This window comes from Photorhabdus temperata (assembly GCF_025384845.1).
Taxonomy (GTDB): Bacteria; Pseudomonadota; Gammaproteobacteria; order Enterobacterales; family Enterobacteriaceae; genus Photorhabdus; species Photorhabdus temperata.
On sequence record NZ_JAJAFX010000017.1, the window covers coordinates 37,996 to 55,671 of the forward strand.

4 protein-coding genes are annotated in these 17,676 nt (G+C 41.0%); 3 read left to right on the forward strand and 1 reads right to left on the reverse strand.

Features of this window, described 5'->3' with window-relative positions:
• Nucleotides 1–198: 198 nt before the first annotated feature.
• A complete protein-coding gene (gene dtpB, locus LGZ99_RS08625) occupies nt 199–1,668 on the forward strand; it encodes a dipeptide/tripeptide permease DtpB (RefSeq protein ID WP_021324241.1) in 1,470 nt (489 codons plus the stop codon).
• A 240-nt stretch (nt 1,669–1,908) separates the two neighbouring features.
• On the opposite strand, the gene LGZ99_RS08630 is transcribed toward dtpB, so the two are convergent.
• Entirely contained in the window at nt 1,909–2,628 is a 720-nt protein-coding gene (locus LGZ99_RS08630; RefSeq protein ID WP_036837856.1) for a class I SAM-dependent methyltransferase, read from the reverse strand.
• 1,070 nt (nt 2,629–3,698) lie between these two features.
• On the opposite strand from LGZ99_RS08630, the gene LGZ99_RS08635 reads away from it, so the two are divergent.
• Entirely contained in the window at nt 3,699–10,358 is a 6,660-nt protein-coding gene (locus LGZ99_RS08635; protein WP_036837859.1) for a Tc toxin subunit A-related protein, read from the forward strand.
• A 410-nt stretch (nt 10,359–10,768) separates the two neighbouring features.
• Nucleotides 10,769–17,662, forward strand: coding sequence for a Tc toxin subunit A-related protein (locus tag LGZ99_RS08640; protein WP_262979029.1), 6,894 nt, complete (start codon nt 10,769–10,771; stop codon nt 17,660–17,662).
• The last annotated feature ends 14 nt before the right edge of the window (nt 17,663–17,676 follow it).

Here is a 17,676-nt window from a genome sequence, read left to right on the forward strand (position 1 = left end):
TCATAATATTTATATTCGTGTGATCGACCACTGAGAACATATTTTAACCATATAATAACCTACCTCGTTCAATGTTCATTTAAATAAAACGCGTAAAAACACAATCTTAGCGATACATCATTTCACAGGGATGTTAACTACCCCCGCATTTCCAGGTGTATTCCGAGATAAACAATGACTAATCAGAGGTAATCAACTATGAATAAACCCGCTTCGCTCGGTTTATTACAACAACCCAAGCCGTTTTTCATGATCTTCTTCGTCGAGCTTTGGGAACGATTCGGCTACTACGGCGTACAGGGCATTCTTGCCGTTTATTTTGTACAAAAATTGGGATTTTCTCAGGAACAAGCATTTACCACTTTCGGGGCATTCGCAGCGTTGGTTTATGGCCTGATCTCTATTGGTGGCTATATCGGTGACCATTTACTCGGAACTAAACGAACCATTGTGTTAGGTGCTATCGTTCTGGCAGTAGGTTATTTCATGACCGGACTATCCATCTTGAAACCTGATTTAATTTTCTACGCATTAGGAACGATTGCTGTTGGTAACGGTCTGTTCAAAGCAAATCCGGCCAGCCTGCTGGCTAAATGCTATCCACCCAAAGATCCTCGTCTGGATGGGGCTTTTACTTTGTTCTATATGTCAATCAACATCGGCTCGCTGTTCTCACTCGCTATCGCGCCAGTTATTGCTGAAAAATTCGGCTATGCCGTTACCTATAATATTTGTGGTATCGGTCTGATTATTGCTTTATTGGTCTATATCTTCTGTCGTAATACGGTTCGTAATATTGGCTCTGAACCAGACCATCAACGAATTAACTACAAAAACCTGATCCTGGTTCTGGCGGGAACTGTTGCGACGGTTTTCGCCTGTGCATGGCTGATGCACAATGTGAAAATTACTAATATTGTTCTGATTAGCTTGTCTGTGATCGTGGTGTTTATCTTCTTCCGTGAAGCATTCAAGCAGGATAAAGTTAGCCGTAACAAAATGTTTGTCGCTTTCATTTTGATGCTTCAGGCCATTGTGTTCTTCATCCTGTATGCTCAGATGCCAACTTCTCTAAACTTCTTCGCAATCCATAACGTTCATCATCAGCTACTTGGTTTTAATATCAATCCGGTCAGTTTCCAAGCACTTAACCCATTCTGGATCGTGGTTGCCAGCCCAATATTAGCGGCTCTGTACACTCACTGGGGTTCTAAAGGTAAAGACCTGACCATGCCGGCTAAGTTTACCGTCGGTATGTTCCTGTGTTCTTTAGGTTTCCTGACTGCCGCTGCTGCCGGTTTGTGGTTTGCTGATGAGCAAGGTTTGACTTCACCCTGGTTTATCGTTCTGGTTTATCTGTTCCAAAGCCTGGGTGAATTGATGATCAGTGCATTAGGTCTGGCAATGGTTGCTGCACTGGTTCCTCAGTATCTGATGGGCTTCATTCTGGGGATGTGGTACTTAACTCAAGCAACCTCATTCTTACTCGGCGGCTATGTAGCAGCCTTTACTGCGGCACCGAAAGGCATTACTGATCCACTGCAAACATTACCTGTCTATATCAGCGTATTTGGCAAAATTGGTATCGCTACCTTTATCGTTGCGATCATCATGGCGATCACGGTGCCGTTGTTGAACCGTATGATGAATGAGAAACAAAAAGCATGATTTGTTCTAAGTGAAAACCTCTCCAAAGGAGGTAATACCGCCCGTTTGAACATTTTTATTCGGGCGGGGTATTTTCGTTTTCCAATTAACGCCTCTGTTCAAAGTAAAATATTAATCATTTTACTTTTCATAAAATACCATTCAAAACAATATTAAATCACCTTCAAAACTAATCATGTGGAATCCCTCACCGGCATTTTTGTAACAAGCAAGGAATTCCATCAGTCAGATATGGAGCATCTAGAATTTAGTCGCTTTGAACATTGCGAAAGGTGGGTAATATCGTAGACCTTCAGTATCCTTTGAAGCATCAGCGTCACTGTGTTCAAAAAGCTCAATAGTTTTGAACCCGGCCTCGTTCAAGGTTTTGTAATATGTATCTTTATGCCAATGCGTATCTAAAATCTTAAAAATACGTCCATTTGGCAGCTCTAAATACACTGGCTTGGTTTCTCCATCACTGTATTTTTTATTTAGATCACCGCTCATAAAAGAACTGAACTTAATCCCAACGGAATCCGGATTGGTATCCAATACGTAAAGAATGCCACCAGGTTTTAATGTCCTGTGAATTTCCTTAGCGATTTTTAAAAGATCAGACTTTTCACTGTTAGTAATAAACACATAACAGCATATAGCTGCGTCGAAAGTATTATCATTGAAGTTAAGGACATCAGTTGTGATTTGATGATAAGAACTATTGCCACGATTGATGTTGCTGGAAGCTTTGTCCACCATGGTTTGTGAGATATCTACTCCCGTTACCGTCTTTATGCCTCTAGCAATTAGCCGACGTGACACTTTCCCGCCACCACAACCGTAATCAAGAACTGATATGTTTGGCCCCAAGCTCTCCTTAAGGTTCTCAATCAACGGTGTGTACCCAAGTCTCTCCTCCAAATAATCATCATATTGATCGAATAAGTTTGAAGCCTCTTCATTCATCCAGTCAGTATTCATTTGTTATCTCATATTCATTTATGTGTAGTAATAACCCAAAAAGGAGTAGATTTGCCTATTTCAGCCCGTTCAATAAAAAAGATCTGTGATTCAGAGCGACGAATTTTCTTCTCGTACTCCAGAACTTGGGATACCACTGAAAAATCCGATTCAGGTATTACAGGCAGTAAACATATTGGCTCAAATGTTTCAAATGGACGATCCCGTATGGATTGGACTTTCTCTTGAATTGAGAGGGTATTTTCGGGGCACATCATAATATCCTTAAAGCTCCAGTTTCGGAAAATAAGCACTCTTTCGAATTTAGTTTTTAAGGGCTTTTAAGAAAAAACATAACCGAGTTAAATAAACAGGTTTAACAGGACCTAAAATAATAACTTGGCTTTTGTCAACACCTACATCATATTTAGCAATATTGCTTTTTCTTTAAATTGATCACATTTCTCCAGAGCCCCATTGTGAAAAAAATTCAATATCAAAATGACACAAATACAACCATATGTATATAGGCATTATCTATATATTGAGTTCAGTCACAATATTCATTTTTTTACAGGAGGTTTTTTGCATATATACCAAATTAACTTGAATCCTGCATCTTTAAATTAATTAGGTATATTACCATTCTAAAAATAGTTTTAAAAAAATAATAACTACACTCATTGAAAATCATTATTTTATACAGAATGATATATAGCCGCGATAATGACTACGTCCTCTTATCTCATCACAAAATATTAATCATTTTATTTTTCATAAAACACCATTCAAAACAATGGTAATTATTTCATATCTTTATCATAAATAAATTTAATTATTGTTTATGTTATTATAAATTTTGTTATTGCATTACCACAGTCATTTAGAGACACAATAGATAATAACGCTATGAAATAGTTAATGTCCGAATGATACCGTTTTATCTACCCGTTATTTTCAACCTATTTCAGCCCGTTATCAGACGTCATATTTGCTGCCTTATTTTAATGAATATCAATAACTTCTTTATTGTATCCATGATACGCAGGGCAGCATAAGTGTTTTATTTTTAACATCTAAAAGGAATAAACATGAACACACTCACGCCGGAACACCCTGAAATGACACAGCAGGAACAAAAAGCTAACCGACTGCATGAAGCGAGTATTCTCAAACGGGCCAATCCTCAATTACAAAATGCGGTACATCTTGCCATTACAGAGCCTCATGCCGATCAGCAAGGTTATAACAGTAAATTTGGTGGCCGTGCCAGCCAGTATGTAGCCCCCGGCGCAGTTGCTTCCATGTTCTCTCCCGCGGCTTACCTGACTGAGCTTTATCGTCAGGCACGCGATTTACATGCGGAAAGTTCCATTTATCATCTGGATAAACGCCGCCCTGATTTAAAATCACTGACACTCAACCAGCAAAATATGAATGATGAAGTTTCTACACTTTCTCTATCTAATAAGGTGTTGCTGGAAGGGATTAAGACGCTGACCGGGCTGGAAGGCCATACTAACGTGATGAAAACGCTATCAATCTTCCGCCCATCTGGTTCAATGCCGTATTACGATGCTTATGAAAATGTGCGTAAAATTATCCAATTGCAAGCTCCAGTATTTGAACAATTCACTGAATCACCGGAAATCACCAAACTAATGTATCAAACCTCCCTATTGGAAATTAATGCTTTTGTCTCTCCTGAGTTGTTTAATATTTTGGTGGAGAAAATTGCCGATGACGAAGAGGAAATTGAGAGGTTCTATGGAAAGAATTTTGGTGATGTTAAACCTTCTCTAATGGCAACGCCGGAAAAGCTGAAAAGTTATTATAATTTGACTGATGAAGAACTTAATCAGTTTATTGACCAGCAAAAGATTAGACAAATACATGAGAAAATGAATTCCGAATCCCCCAGCCAACAACCAGCTCAATATTATCTGCTGATGCTCAATAAAATTATTCGTCTGTCCCAGGCAACAAAGCTAACACCAACAATCCTTAAAAGTATTATCTCTAGTAGCACCTATCAGGAAGTGTCTATACCTCCAGAGGTAACCCTGGAATATTCCCCCTCTATATACGATGAACTTCGTGAAATACCAGATATTGACGCAGAAATATTAAAGAAAATCTTTCGTGTTAAATACTATATGCAACGTTACGGTATTGATGCTGAAACTGCACTGATACTGTGCAATGTACCCATTTCAGGAAACATCAATAGCGGTTCCCCCAGTCAATTATTTAATCGCTTGTTTAATACCCCACCATTGGATGATAAGAATTTTTCCGCGTCGGATGAAGAAGAGATTGATTTAAATCAGGGTAGCACCAATGACTGGCGTAAAGCGGTGCTTAAACGTGCTTTTAATGTTGATGATGACTCATTAAAACGCCTGTTCAAGATTACCAATCGTAGCAACACTAATGGAAAGATAATCAGTAGCGTAGAGAATCTTTCTTATCTCTATCTGGCTAAATTGTTGGCAGACATCCATCAATTGACGGTTGATGAGCTGGATTTATTATTGGTTACCATAGATGAAGGAACAAACAACTTATCCGGGATTAGTGATGATAATCTGGCTGCTCTGATTGACAAACTCTATGCCGTCACCAGTTGGCTACGTACACGGAAGTGGAGTATGTCTCAGTTGTTTGTAATAACGACTACCAACTATGACAAAACCCTTCTTCCTGAAATTCAGAACTTACTGGATACCATCTACAATGGTTTGCAGAGCTTCCATAAAGACGAAAATAAATCAGATCTGTTGTTGAAAACCCTGTCTCCTTATATCGCCGCTGCTCTGCAATTGCCGTCTGAAAATGCCGCTTACTACATACTTATTTGGGCAGATCAGCTAAAACCTGGTGACGGTGCAATGACGGCAACAAAATTCTGGGAATGGTTGTGGGCTAAACACGACTCAAAACAACCAAAATCTTCTGTAACACCGGAACAGATTGCCCAATATTGCCAATGCTTGGCGCAACTGGCACTGATTTACCGTTCCACTGACCTTAGCGAAAGCACTTTACGTTTATTTGTCACAAAACCACAGCGCTTTGGCTTTACTGAAGTAACAGCATCAACACACAATGCATTATCACTGATAAGGCTGACACGTTTTACTGACTGGGTTAACTCTCTGGGTGAAAGCGCCTCTACTGTCTTGACCGAATTTGAAAAGGAAACATTAACAGCTGAACAACTGGCTAAGGCAATGAATCTTGATGAAAATCTGCTATTGCAAGCCGGTTCCCAAGTGCCGAATGATTTCTCCCACTGGACATCTATCGACACTATCCTGCAATGGGTTAACATCGCGCATAAATTGAACATCTCTTCACAAGGCGTTTTCACACTAGCGCAAGTACTGGCCGCAGAATCTCCACCTTATAGCCAATGGGAAAATATCGCTTCGATATTAACCACCGGACTGGACACCCAAAAGGCCAACGCGCTACATGCGTTTCTGGATGAGTCTCGCAGTATCGCGTTAAGTGCATACTATATTTACGCTCATAACCAAAAATATCTACAAGATAAAGGTGCAGAAATTAAAAACCGTGATGACCTGTACCAGTACTTATTGATCGATAACCAAGTTTCTGCTGCCATCAAAACCACACCGATAGCTGAAGCTATCGCCAGCATTCAACTGTATATTAACCGGGCATTGAAAAAGATGGAGGGTGATACAGTAACAAGTGCCATCTGCCACCCGTTCTTTACCAACTGGGATAAATACAACAAACGCTATAGCACTTGGGCCAGCGTCTCTAAGCTCATTTACTACCCAGAAAATTACATCGATCCGACCATGCGCATCGGACAGACAAAAATGATGGATACACTGCTGCAATCTATCAGCCAAAGCCAACTGAATACCGATACGGTAGAAGATGCCTTTATGTCTTATCTGACATCGTTCGAACAGGTAGCTAATCTGGAAGTTGTCAGCGCCTATCATGACAATGCCTATAGTGATCAAGGACTAACCTATTTTATTGGGCACAGTAAAACAGAAGTTAACCAATATTACTGGCGTAGCGTGGATCACAATAAATTCAGCGACGGTAAATTCCCTGCTAACGCCTGGAGTGAGTGGTACAAAATTGATTGCCCGATGAATCCCTATAAAAACATTATCCGCCCGGTAATCTTCCAATCCCGCCTGCATTTAATTTGGCTGGAACAGAAGAAGGTTGTTAAGCAGGCAGAAAATAATAATCAAACCGTCGAAGAAGATTATCATTATGAACTGAAACTGGCACATATCCGTTATGACGGTACCTGGAACACACCAATCAGCTTTGATGTGAATGACAAAATACCCGATGTTTTGAAAATGTCTAAGTCGAAGTTATTAGAGATATCGAAGCTATTAGAGCAATTGAAAAAATACCAGGAACAATTAGAGAAAAAACTGAAAGAAGAGCAAGAGGAGCAGGAACGGCTGAGGTCACTAGGGATAACGCCACTGAATCCACTACTGATTCCACCGGAGCCACAGGAACCACTAGAAAAATCGGAATTGGAGGAATTACGAAGACAATGGCAGGAGGAATTGGTACGATGGAAGCAGGAACTGGAACAACTGCCAACTCAGATAGATATATACAATCACCTGAAGGAACTGAATCAACAGGAGATACAAAAACAACAAAATTTACTGGAACAGCAACTAGGGTTCTATTGTACAAATCATCAAGACAATAAATTGCTAGTAATGTTTTATCAAAAACAGGATACCTGGGATAAATATACAACAGAAGCACCAATAAAAGGGCTACATATCTTCTCAAATATGTTATTTGAAGATACAAATCCTGAAGATTATATAACTCACATTTGTAAACAATTTGATACTAACACTAAAGCTAATTACATCATAAAGGTTAATAATCAGTATGAAATCTCTTCATTAGCAGAAACGGATGACGATAATATCCTGACTATTAACCATGATGCAAACGGGGCACAATATATGCAATGGGAAATCCATCGCATTCGCCTTAATACGCTGTTTGCCCATAAATTAGTCAGTCGTGCCACCGCTGGAATTGATACTATTCTGAATATAGAGACCCAGAATATTCAAGAGTCTACTTTATGGAATGATAATTTTACTGCAAAATTACCAATATATAGCTCAGTTCTTCACGGTAACAGCAGAAATATCACAATAATGTTAGAAAATAATATAGAAAGACCTGACGAAAAAAATGTCATTTATCAAGGCGAATTAAAGGATGACATTCAATTAATTGATCTCTCTGAAACTTATATATCCGTAATAAATGGTAGTAATAGTACTAAGCCAGGAAATGAGCAGGAGAGTGGCGATTGTTGGATTTATTTATTTGTAAAATATTCTGATCAACCAATAAACATTGGAGAGTTTTGGTTTATTAATAAAACTGATTTTCAAGGTTATTATCCAAAAGGTTCTTATAAAGAAGATATTGATCCTATTTTTACAGAAAATAAATTGGGAACCGAACCCATGGATTTCAGCGGTGCCAATAGTCTCTATTTCTGGGAACTGTTCTACTATGTCCCAATGTTGATTGCCCAGCGTTTACTGCACGAACAAAACTTCGATGAAGCTAACCGTTGGCTGAAATATATCTGGAATCCGTCTGGCTATATTAAGCATGGTCAGATTCAGCATTACAACTGGAACGTTCGCCCATTGCTGGAAGATACCAGTTGGAACGATGATCCATTAAATTCGGTCGATCCTGATGCTGTAGCACAATATGATCCAATGCATTACAAAGTCGCTACTTTTATGCGCACTCTTGATCTATTGCTGGACCGTGGAGATTACGCCTATCGTCAGTTAGAACGAGATACGCTCAATGAAGCCAAGATGTGGTATATGCAAGCACTGCATCTGTTAGGTGATAAACCCCATCTATCGTTCAGTTCAGAGTGGAATAAACTGAATCTGGGTGATGCTGCTAATACTGAAAAACAGAAGGAACACTCCCACGCAATGGCTGCTCTGCGACAAGGTAATGTTGAGCCACATAACAAACCTACAGATCTTTTCCTGCCCCAGGTCAATGAAGTCATGCTGAGCTATTGGCAAAAACTGGAACAACGGCTGTACAGCCTGCGCCATAACCTCTCTATTGACGGTCAGCTTCTACATCTGCCTATTTACGCTACACCGGCGGATCCGAAAGCATTGCTCAGCGCCGCTGTCGCCAACTCCCAGGGCGGAGCAGCTCTCTCACAACCATTTATGTCACTGTGGCGTTTCCCACACATGCTGGAAAACGCACGCGGTATGGTGAGTCAGCTCACTCAATTTGGCTCCACTTTACAAAATATTATCGAACGTCAGGATGCTGAAGCCTTAAATATCCTGCTACAAAATCAGGCAAAAGAGCTGATATTGACCAATATAAGCATACAGAACAAAACCATCGAAGAACTGGATGCTGAAAAAACTGTGCTGGAAAAAACACGCCTGGGAACACAATCACGCTTTAACAGCTACAGCAAGCTATACGATGAAAATGTTAATGCTGGTGAACATCAAGCACTGGATATGAGAGTGGCTTCTCACAGTATTACAAGTGGATTGAAAAGTCTGCATATGGCTGCTGCTGCACTGGATATGGTACCGAATATCTACGGCCTGGCTGTTGGGGGATCACATTATGGTGCTATCGCCAATGCGATTGCTATTGGTGGAGGCATTGCCGCAGACGGTTTATTGATTGAGGCCGATAAAGTCTCGCAATCTGAAATATGGCGCCGCCGCCATCAAGAATGGGAAATCCAGCGTAATAATGCACAAACCGAGCTGAACCAAATCGACGCTCAACTTGGTTCACTGGCAATACGCCGTGAAGCCGCAGTATTGCAGAAAACCAGCTTAAAAACTCAGCAGGAACAGACTCAGGCACAACTGACCTTCCTGCAACGTAAGTTCAGTAATCAGGCACTGTACAACTGGCTGCGTGGTCGGCTAGCCGCCATTTACTTCCAGTTCTACGATTTGGCGGTATCGCGTTGTTTAATGGCCGAAATGGCCTATCGTTGGGAGACGAATGAAACCACGACAAGCTTCATTAAGCCTGGTGCCTGGCAGGGAACCTATGCTGGCCTGCTCGCAGGTGAAACCTTGATGCTGAATCTGGCACAAATGGAAGATGCCCATTTGAGGTGGGATAAACGCGCTCTGGAAGTGGAACGTACTGTTTCATTAGCAGACGTTTATACGGAGCCTGGTCAGGATAGAATTGATTTAGCCGTCGAAATCACAGACTTACTCGAAAAAAGGAAAGATAACTTGGGCAATGACAATAACGGCATCCGTCTCAATGACAATAAATTGATAGCCACAGTCAATCTTGCCAATTTGAACATTCGGGAAGATTACCCGGCATCTGTCGGCGAAACCCGACGCATCAAGCAGATCAGTGTCACCTTGCCAGCCCTATTAGGACCATACCAGGATGTACAAGCCATTCTGTCCTACGGAGGAAGTGAAACCAAGCTGGTCGAAAGCTGCAAATCACTGGCAGTTTCCCATGGAATGAGTGACAGCGGACAGTTCCAACTGGATTTCAATAATGGCAAACTCCTGCCATTTGAAGGAATTGCCGTTGATGATAAGGGAACATTGATATTGAGCTTCCCAAACGCAACTGACAAACAGCAAGCCATGTTACAGACTTTGAGTGATATTATTCTTCATATTCGCTATACCATTCGCTAATTAATTATTCCAACCAGATACTAAAACAGGCCTCTAAACGGGGCCTGAGTCTTTCCTAATTAGTCCCTTCACTCACCACAAAATATTAATCATCTTATTTTTCATAATACACCGTACGCAACAAATGCAATTATTTCATTTTGTTATTGTCACTAAACTATATTGCTTTGGGTGCAATTATAAATTTTGTTATTGCATTACCACTGCCATTTAAAGAAATAATAGATAATAACGTTATGAAATAGTTGATAGTTGAATGATGCCTTTTTATTCGTTGTTTATTTTCAACTCACTATCGGACGTTATACGTGTTGCCTTTACTTTTATGGATATAAATAACCTTTTTATTTATCCAAGCGATGCAGGGCAGCATAAGTGTTTTATTTGCTTAACATTTAAAAGGAATAAACATGAACACACCCGCGATCAATATCAGTGACATTTTGAAAAGTAAAGGCTTTAATTCAGAAGCCGAGATTTGCCATCTCTCTTTTGACGAATTTCGCCAGAAAGTACGCGACAAACTTTCATGGTCACAGACCTTCAGCGCATACCTCAGCGCACAACAGGAACAAAAGAAAAATCGCCTGCACGAAGCCCGTATTCTGAAACGTGCCAATCCTCAATTACAAAATGCGATACATAGTGCCCTGAAAACGTCTCAGAATGAGCAAGCTAAGAAAGAGAAAGATGAACAAGATCAGAAAGGTTATAACAGTAAATTTGGCAATCGCGCCAGCAAATATGCAGCTCCAGGCGCAGTCTCTTCCATGTTCTCTCCCGCCGCTTATTTGACTGAACTTTATCGTCAGGCACGGGATTTACATGCAAACAATTCCGATTATCATCTGGATAAACGCCGTCCTGATTTACAATCCTTGGCTATCAACCAAAAAAATATGGATTCTGAGATTTCCACGCTTTCTCTGTCCAATGACATTCTGTTGAAAGGTATTAAGAAACTAACTCAAACTGAGTCTCATAATCATGCTCAAGTGATGGAAAAGTTATCAACCTTCCGCACTTCTGGCATGATGCCGTATCACGATGCTTATGAAAACGTACGTAAGATTATTCAATTACAAGCTCCAGTATTTGAACAATCCAATACATCAATAGATACGCTAACCACCAAGCTGATGTATCAAATCTCCTTGCTGGGGATTAATGCCTCTGTTTCACCGGAGCTGTTTACTATTCTGACGGAAAAGATAAAACCAGCAACCAATACTGATAACACTGAGGAACTAAAAGAACTTTATAAGAAGAATTTTGGTGAAATTAAATCTTTTCAAATGGCAAGGGCAGAATACCTGAAAAGTTATTATAATTTGATAGATAAAGAACTTAACCAGTTTAGTAAAAAGATTAAACAAATAGATAGCTTGTGGAATATGGGAGACGAGATTACTCAATACTATTTGTTGAAATTCAATAAGGCTATTAATCTATCTCGAGCAACCGAGCTATCACCAACAATCCTTAACAGCATTGCCATCGATATCCTTAAAAAGACGCCTCCAGAGGACGACTCTGACAACCCTTATAAGGACAGCCCTGATTACGAAAAAAGCTTTGAAGACCTTGACCTTAGTGACGAACCAGATATAGACGAAGATGTATTAAGAGAAGCTTTACGTGTTAAAGGCTATATGCAACGTTACAGTATTGATGCTGAAACTGCACTAATACTGTGCAAAGCACCCATTTTAGAAAATCCTTCTCATCCCGATCTAACCAAATTACTGGCAGACATCCATCAGTTAACTATTGATGAACTGAGTTTATTGTTGGAAGTCATAGATGAAGGAACAACCAATTTATCTGAGATTACTCATGACAACCTCACTGTTCTAATTGACAAACTCTATGCCGTCACTGGCTGGCTACGTACACGAAAATGGAGTGTATATCAGTTGTTTGTGATGACGACCGATAAATATAACGAAACCCTAACCCCGGAAATACACAACCTTCTGGATACCATCTACAATGGCTTACAGGATTTTGACAAAAAGATGCTGAAAGCAGAGAAGGAGCTAAAGGAAGCCAAAGAAAAGCAGGAAAAATCCAAAGAGAAAGAGGCCGAGGAAGAGCTGAAGAAAGCCAAGGAAAACCTTCCCAAAGCCATATCTCCTTATATCGCCGCCGCTCTGCAATTGCCATCTGAGAATATTGCTCTCTCTGTGCTGGCTTGGGTAGATAAACTAAACTCTGGCAAAGAAAACAAAATGACGGCAGATTCATTCTGGAACTGGTTGCGGAAAAACCCCATTGAAACTCAATCGAAAACAACTGAAGCAACTACACTAATTCAACAAGCTGTCCAGTATTGCCAATGCCTGGCACAACTGGCGTTGATTTACCGCTCCACCGGCCTTAACGAAAACGCCTTAAATCTGTTTGTGAAAAACCCTCAACGTTTTGTCACTAAAACCGAGACAACACCAGCAACACAAAAACATGATGTATTAACACTGACAACATTAATGCACTTTGCTGACTGGGTTAACTCACTAGGTGAAAAAGCCTCTTCTGTACTAACTGAATTTGAAAAAGGAACATTAACAGCAGAACTATTGGCTAACACCATGAATCTTGACAAAAATCTACTGGAGCAAGCCAGTACTCAAGCACAAGCTGATTTCTCCAATTGGCCATCTATCGACAGCCTATTGCAGTGGATTAACATCTCGCTTCAATTGAACATATCTCCACAAGGTGTTTCTGAACTGGCGCAAGTATTAGACATAGAATCTTCCGCTAACTACACCAAATGGGAAAACGTCGCTTCGATATTAACCGCCGGGCTGGATACCCAAAAGGCCAACGCCCTGCATGCGTTTCTGGATGAGTCTCGCAGCACCGCATTAAGTACATACTATATTTATGCTCATAACCAAAAAGATCTACAAGATAGAAAAGATGCTGTAATTAAAAACCGTGATGATCTATATCAATACTTACTGATTGATAACCAAGTTTCCGCCGCTATCAAAACCACAGAGATTGCCGAAGCTATCGCCAGTATTCAACTATATGTGAACCAAGCATTAAAAAACATGGAAGGGAACATCGTCACGAATGTCACCAGCCGCCCATTCTTTAAAGACTGGGATAAATACAACAAACACTACAGCACCTGGGCCGGCATATCTAAGCTCGCTTACTATCCTGAAAATTACATCGATCCGACGATGCGTATCGGACAGACAAAAATGATGGATGCACTGTTGCAATCCATCAGTCAGAGTCAATTAAATACCGACACAGTAGAAGATGCCTTTAAGTCTTACCTAACATCATTCGAACAGGTCGCTAATCTGGAAGTTATCAGCGCCTATCATGACAACATTAATAACGACCAAGGATTAACCTATTTTATCGGACACAGTGAAACAGACGTTAATCAATATTATTGGCGCAGTGTGGATCACAATAAATTCAGCGAAAGTAAATTCCCCGCTAATGCCTGGAGTGAATGGCACAAAATTGACTGCCCAATTAACCCATACAAAGACACTATCCGTCCGGTAATCTACCAATCCCGTTTATATATAATCTGGCTGGAAGAAAAAAGGATTGCTACACATGAAGGCGGTAAAACAACCGAGAGTTTCCGTTATGAAATGAAACTGGCGCATATTCGTTATGATGGTACTTGGAATACACCAATCACCTTTGATGCGAATAGCAAAGTAGATGTGCATAGCAAAATATCTGATTTAACACTGGGAAAAAATGAAGCACCAGGACTCTATTGTGCAAGCTTTCAAGGCAAAGATAAATTGCTGGTTATGTTTTATAAAAAACAGGAGAAATTAAATAACTACACAGAAAAAGACGAAAAAAAAAGATACACAGCACCAATAAAAGGGCTATATATCACTTCCAATATGTCTCCTGACGAAATGACACTTGAAAATTATATACCTAATTCTCATAAACAGTTTGATACCAATAATGTCATAAGAGTAAATAACCGCTATGCAGAAAGCTACGAAATCCCTTCATCAGTAAACAGTAATAATGGTTATGACTGGGGAAAGGACTACTTGAGTATGGTATACGGTGGAAATATTTCGGCTATTAACCTCGAATCCCAATCATCCAATTTAAAAATCAAATTCTCACCAAGGTTAAGAATTATCCATAATGGACTTGTAGGCCGACAACGTAATCAGTGCAATCTGATCAAAAAATACGGCAAGCTTGGGGATAAGTTTATTATTTATACCACACTAGGCGTCAATCTGGATAACTCATCAAATAAACTGATGTTTTACCCCATCTATCAGTATTATAGGAATACCAGTGATAGTGACCTTCCTAAAGGAAGACTACTGTTCTATCGTGACACCAATTACTCATCTGATGTAAAAGCATGGATTCAGAGTGTAAGTCGCTCATTAATTAAAACAAATGCCGCTATTGGTAATGATTATGCCGAAGATGATCTGAATAAACCAAGTGACTTTAAACACTACATTTTTATGACAGATAGTAAAGGAACAGCGACTGATGTTTCTGGACCAATGCGTATTAATACGAACATTCTACCTTCAAAGGTTAAAGTAATAATAAAAGGGGCTGGTATAGAAGATAGACTTTTTGTAGCAGACGAAAGTATCTCCCCGTCCCCCAACTTCGAAGAAATGAATTATCAGTTTAAAGAGCTTGAAATAGATATTTCCACACTGGCATTTCATAATAATGAGGCAAGCATTGATGTCACCTTTACGGCATTTGCCGAGGCATTTACGACATCTACTGATACTGAGGCATCTGAAGTAGAGAAGGAGGAGCGTCATCTAGGTGAAGAACATTTCAGTATTCGTATTATCAAAAAAGCGAATGTCGATGATGTCCTGACCCTTCACCACGATTCAAGTGGGGCGCAATATATGCAATGGAGAGCCTATCGTACTCGTCTTAATACCCTGTTTGCCCGTAAATTAATTAGCCGCGCCAATGCTGGGATCGATACTATTTTAAGTATGGAAACTCAGAATATTCAGGAGCCCAAATTAGGGGAAAGCTCTCCTAATGCTATGGAACCCATGGATTTCAGCGGCGCTAACAGCCTCTATTTCTGGGAACTGTTCTACTATACCCCGATGTTAATTGCTCAACGTTTGCTACACGAACAAAATTTCGATGAAGCTAACCGTTGGCTGAAACATGTCTGGAACCCATCCGGTTATATTAAGCATGATCAGATTCAGGATTACCACTGGAATGTTCGCCCATTACAGGAAGACACCAGCTGGAACGATGATCCTCTAGATTCGGTCGATCCTGATGCCATAGCGCAACACGACCCAATGCACTACAAAGTCGCCACGTTTATGCGCACCCTTGACCTACTGATGGCGCGTGGAGACTATGCTTATCGTCAGCTGGAGCGGGACACCCTCAACGAAGCCAAAATGTGGTACATGCAGGCACTGCATCTATTAGGTGATAAACCTCATCTGTCACTCAATTCAACATGGGATGACAAAAGTTTGAATGATGCCGCTAATCCTGAGAGACAAAAGGAGCACTCCCGCGCAATAGCCGCTCTGCAAACAAATAATTTTGAGCAGCATGACAACCCGACAGATCTTTTCCTGCCACAAGTTAATGAAGTGATGCTGAACTATTGGCAGACACTGGAACAACGGCTGTACAACCTGCGTCATAATCTCTCTATCGACGGCCAGCCCTTGCACCTGCCTATTTACGCCACACCGGCAGATCCAAAAGCATTACTCAGCGCTGCTGTTGCCAGCTCACAGGGCGGAAGCAGTCTGCCGACGTCATTTATGTCACTGTGGCGTTTCCCACACATGCTGGAAAACGCACGCGGCATGGTAAGCCAGCTCACTCAATTCGGCTCCACGTTACAAAATATTATCGAGCGTCAGGATGCGGAAGCATTAAATACGTTGTTACAAAATCAGGCGGCAGAACTGATATTGACCAATCTCAGCGTACAAGACAAAACCATTGAAGAGTTGGATGCTGAAAAAACTGTGCTGGAAAAAACACGCCTGGGAGCACAATCACGCTTTAACAGCTACAGCAAATTATATGATGAAAATATCAACTCTGGTGAACGCCAAGCGCTGGATATGAGAGTGGCTTCCCAAAGTATTACCGCCGGATTGAAAGGTCTGCATATGGCTGCTGCCGCACTGGATATGGTACCGAATATTTACGGTATGGCCGTCGGGGGATCACACTATGGTGCTATCGCCAATGCGATTGCTATTGGTGGAGGCATTGCCGCAGACGGTTTATTGATTGAAGCCGATAAAGTCTCGCAATCTGAAATATGGCGCCGTCGCCGTCAGGAATGGGAAATCCAGCGTAATAATGCACAAGCCGAGCTGAAACAAATCGACGCTCAACTTGGTTCGCTGACAGTGCGCCGTGAAGCCGCTGTATTACAGAAAACCAGCCTGAAAACCCAACAGGAACAAACTCACGCGCAATTGGTCTTCCTACAACGTAAATTCAGTAATCAAGCGCTATATAACTGGTTACGTGGCCGACTAGCCGCTATTTACTTCCAGTTCTATGACCTAGCCGTATCGCGTTGTCTGATGGCTGAAATGGCCTATCGCTGGGAGACGAATGAAACCAACGCAAGCTTCATTAAGCCTGGTGCCTGGCAGGGAACACATGCCGGTCTGCTCGCGGGTGAAACCTTGATGTTAAATTTGGCACAGATGGAAGATGCCCATTTGAGGCAAGATCAACGCGTATTGGAGGTAGAACGTACCGTTTCGCTAGCCGAAATCTATAAAGACGGTAACGGTGAATTTTCCCTGACTGAGAAAATTGCAAACCTGGTGAAGGATGGATCAGGCAGTGCTACTAGCGGGAATAATACCTTGCAGTTTGGTACAGGAGATGCCCAAACCTCACTACAAGCGTCCATTTCGTTAGCTGATTTGCAAATCCGTAAAGATTACCCAGAAGGTAGTGGTATGGGCAACGTTCGACGTATTAAACAGATCAGCGTCACCCTGCCAGCTCTGTTAGGGCCATATCAGGATGTGCAGGCGATATTGTCTTACGGAAATAAAACAGGATTAGCCAAAGGCTGTGAAGCACTGGCGATTTCCCACGGCATGAATGATAGCGGTCAGTTCCAGCTTGATTTCAACGATGGCAAATTCCTGCCGTTCGAAGGGATTGACGTTGATCAAGGCACATTAACGCTAAGTTTCCCGAATGCAACCGGTAAACAAAAAACCATGCTGGAGAGTCTAAACGACATAATTCTGCATATTCGCTACACCATTCGCCAATAACGATTTCAACTCAG

Coding starts and splice junctions, on each gene's coding strand:
- dtpB (WP_021324241.1), top strand. CDS start 199: ATGAATAAACCCGCTTCGCTCGGTTTATTACAACAACCCAAGCCGTTT.
- LGZ99_RS08630 (WP_036837856.1), bottom strand. CDS start 2,628: ATGAATACTGACTGGATGAATGAAGAGGCTTCAAACTTATTCGATCAA.
- LGZ99_RS08635 (WP_036837859.1), top strand. CDS start 3,699: ATGAACACACTCACGCCGGAACACCCTGAAATGACACAGCAGGAACAA.
- LGZ99_RS08640 (WP_262979029.1), top strand. CDS start 10,769: ATGAACACACCCGCGATCAATATCAGTGACATTTTGAAAAGTAAAGGC.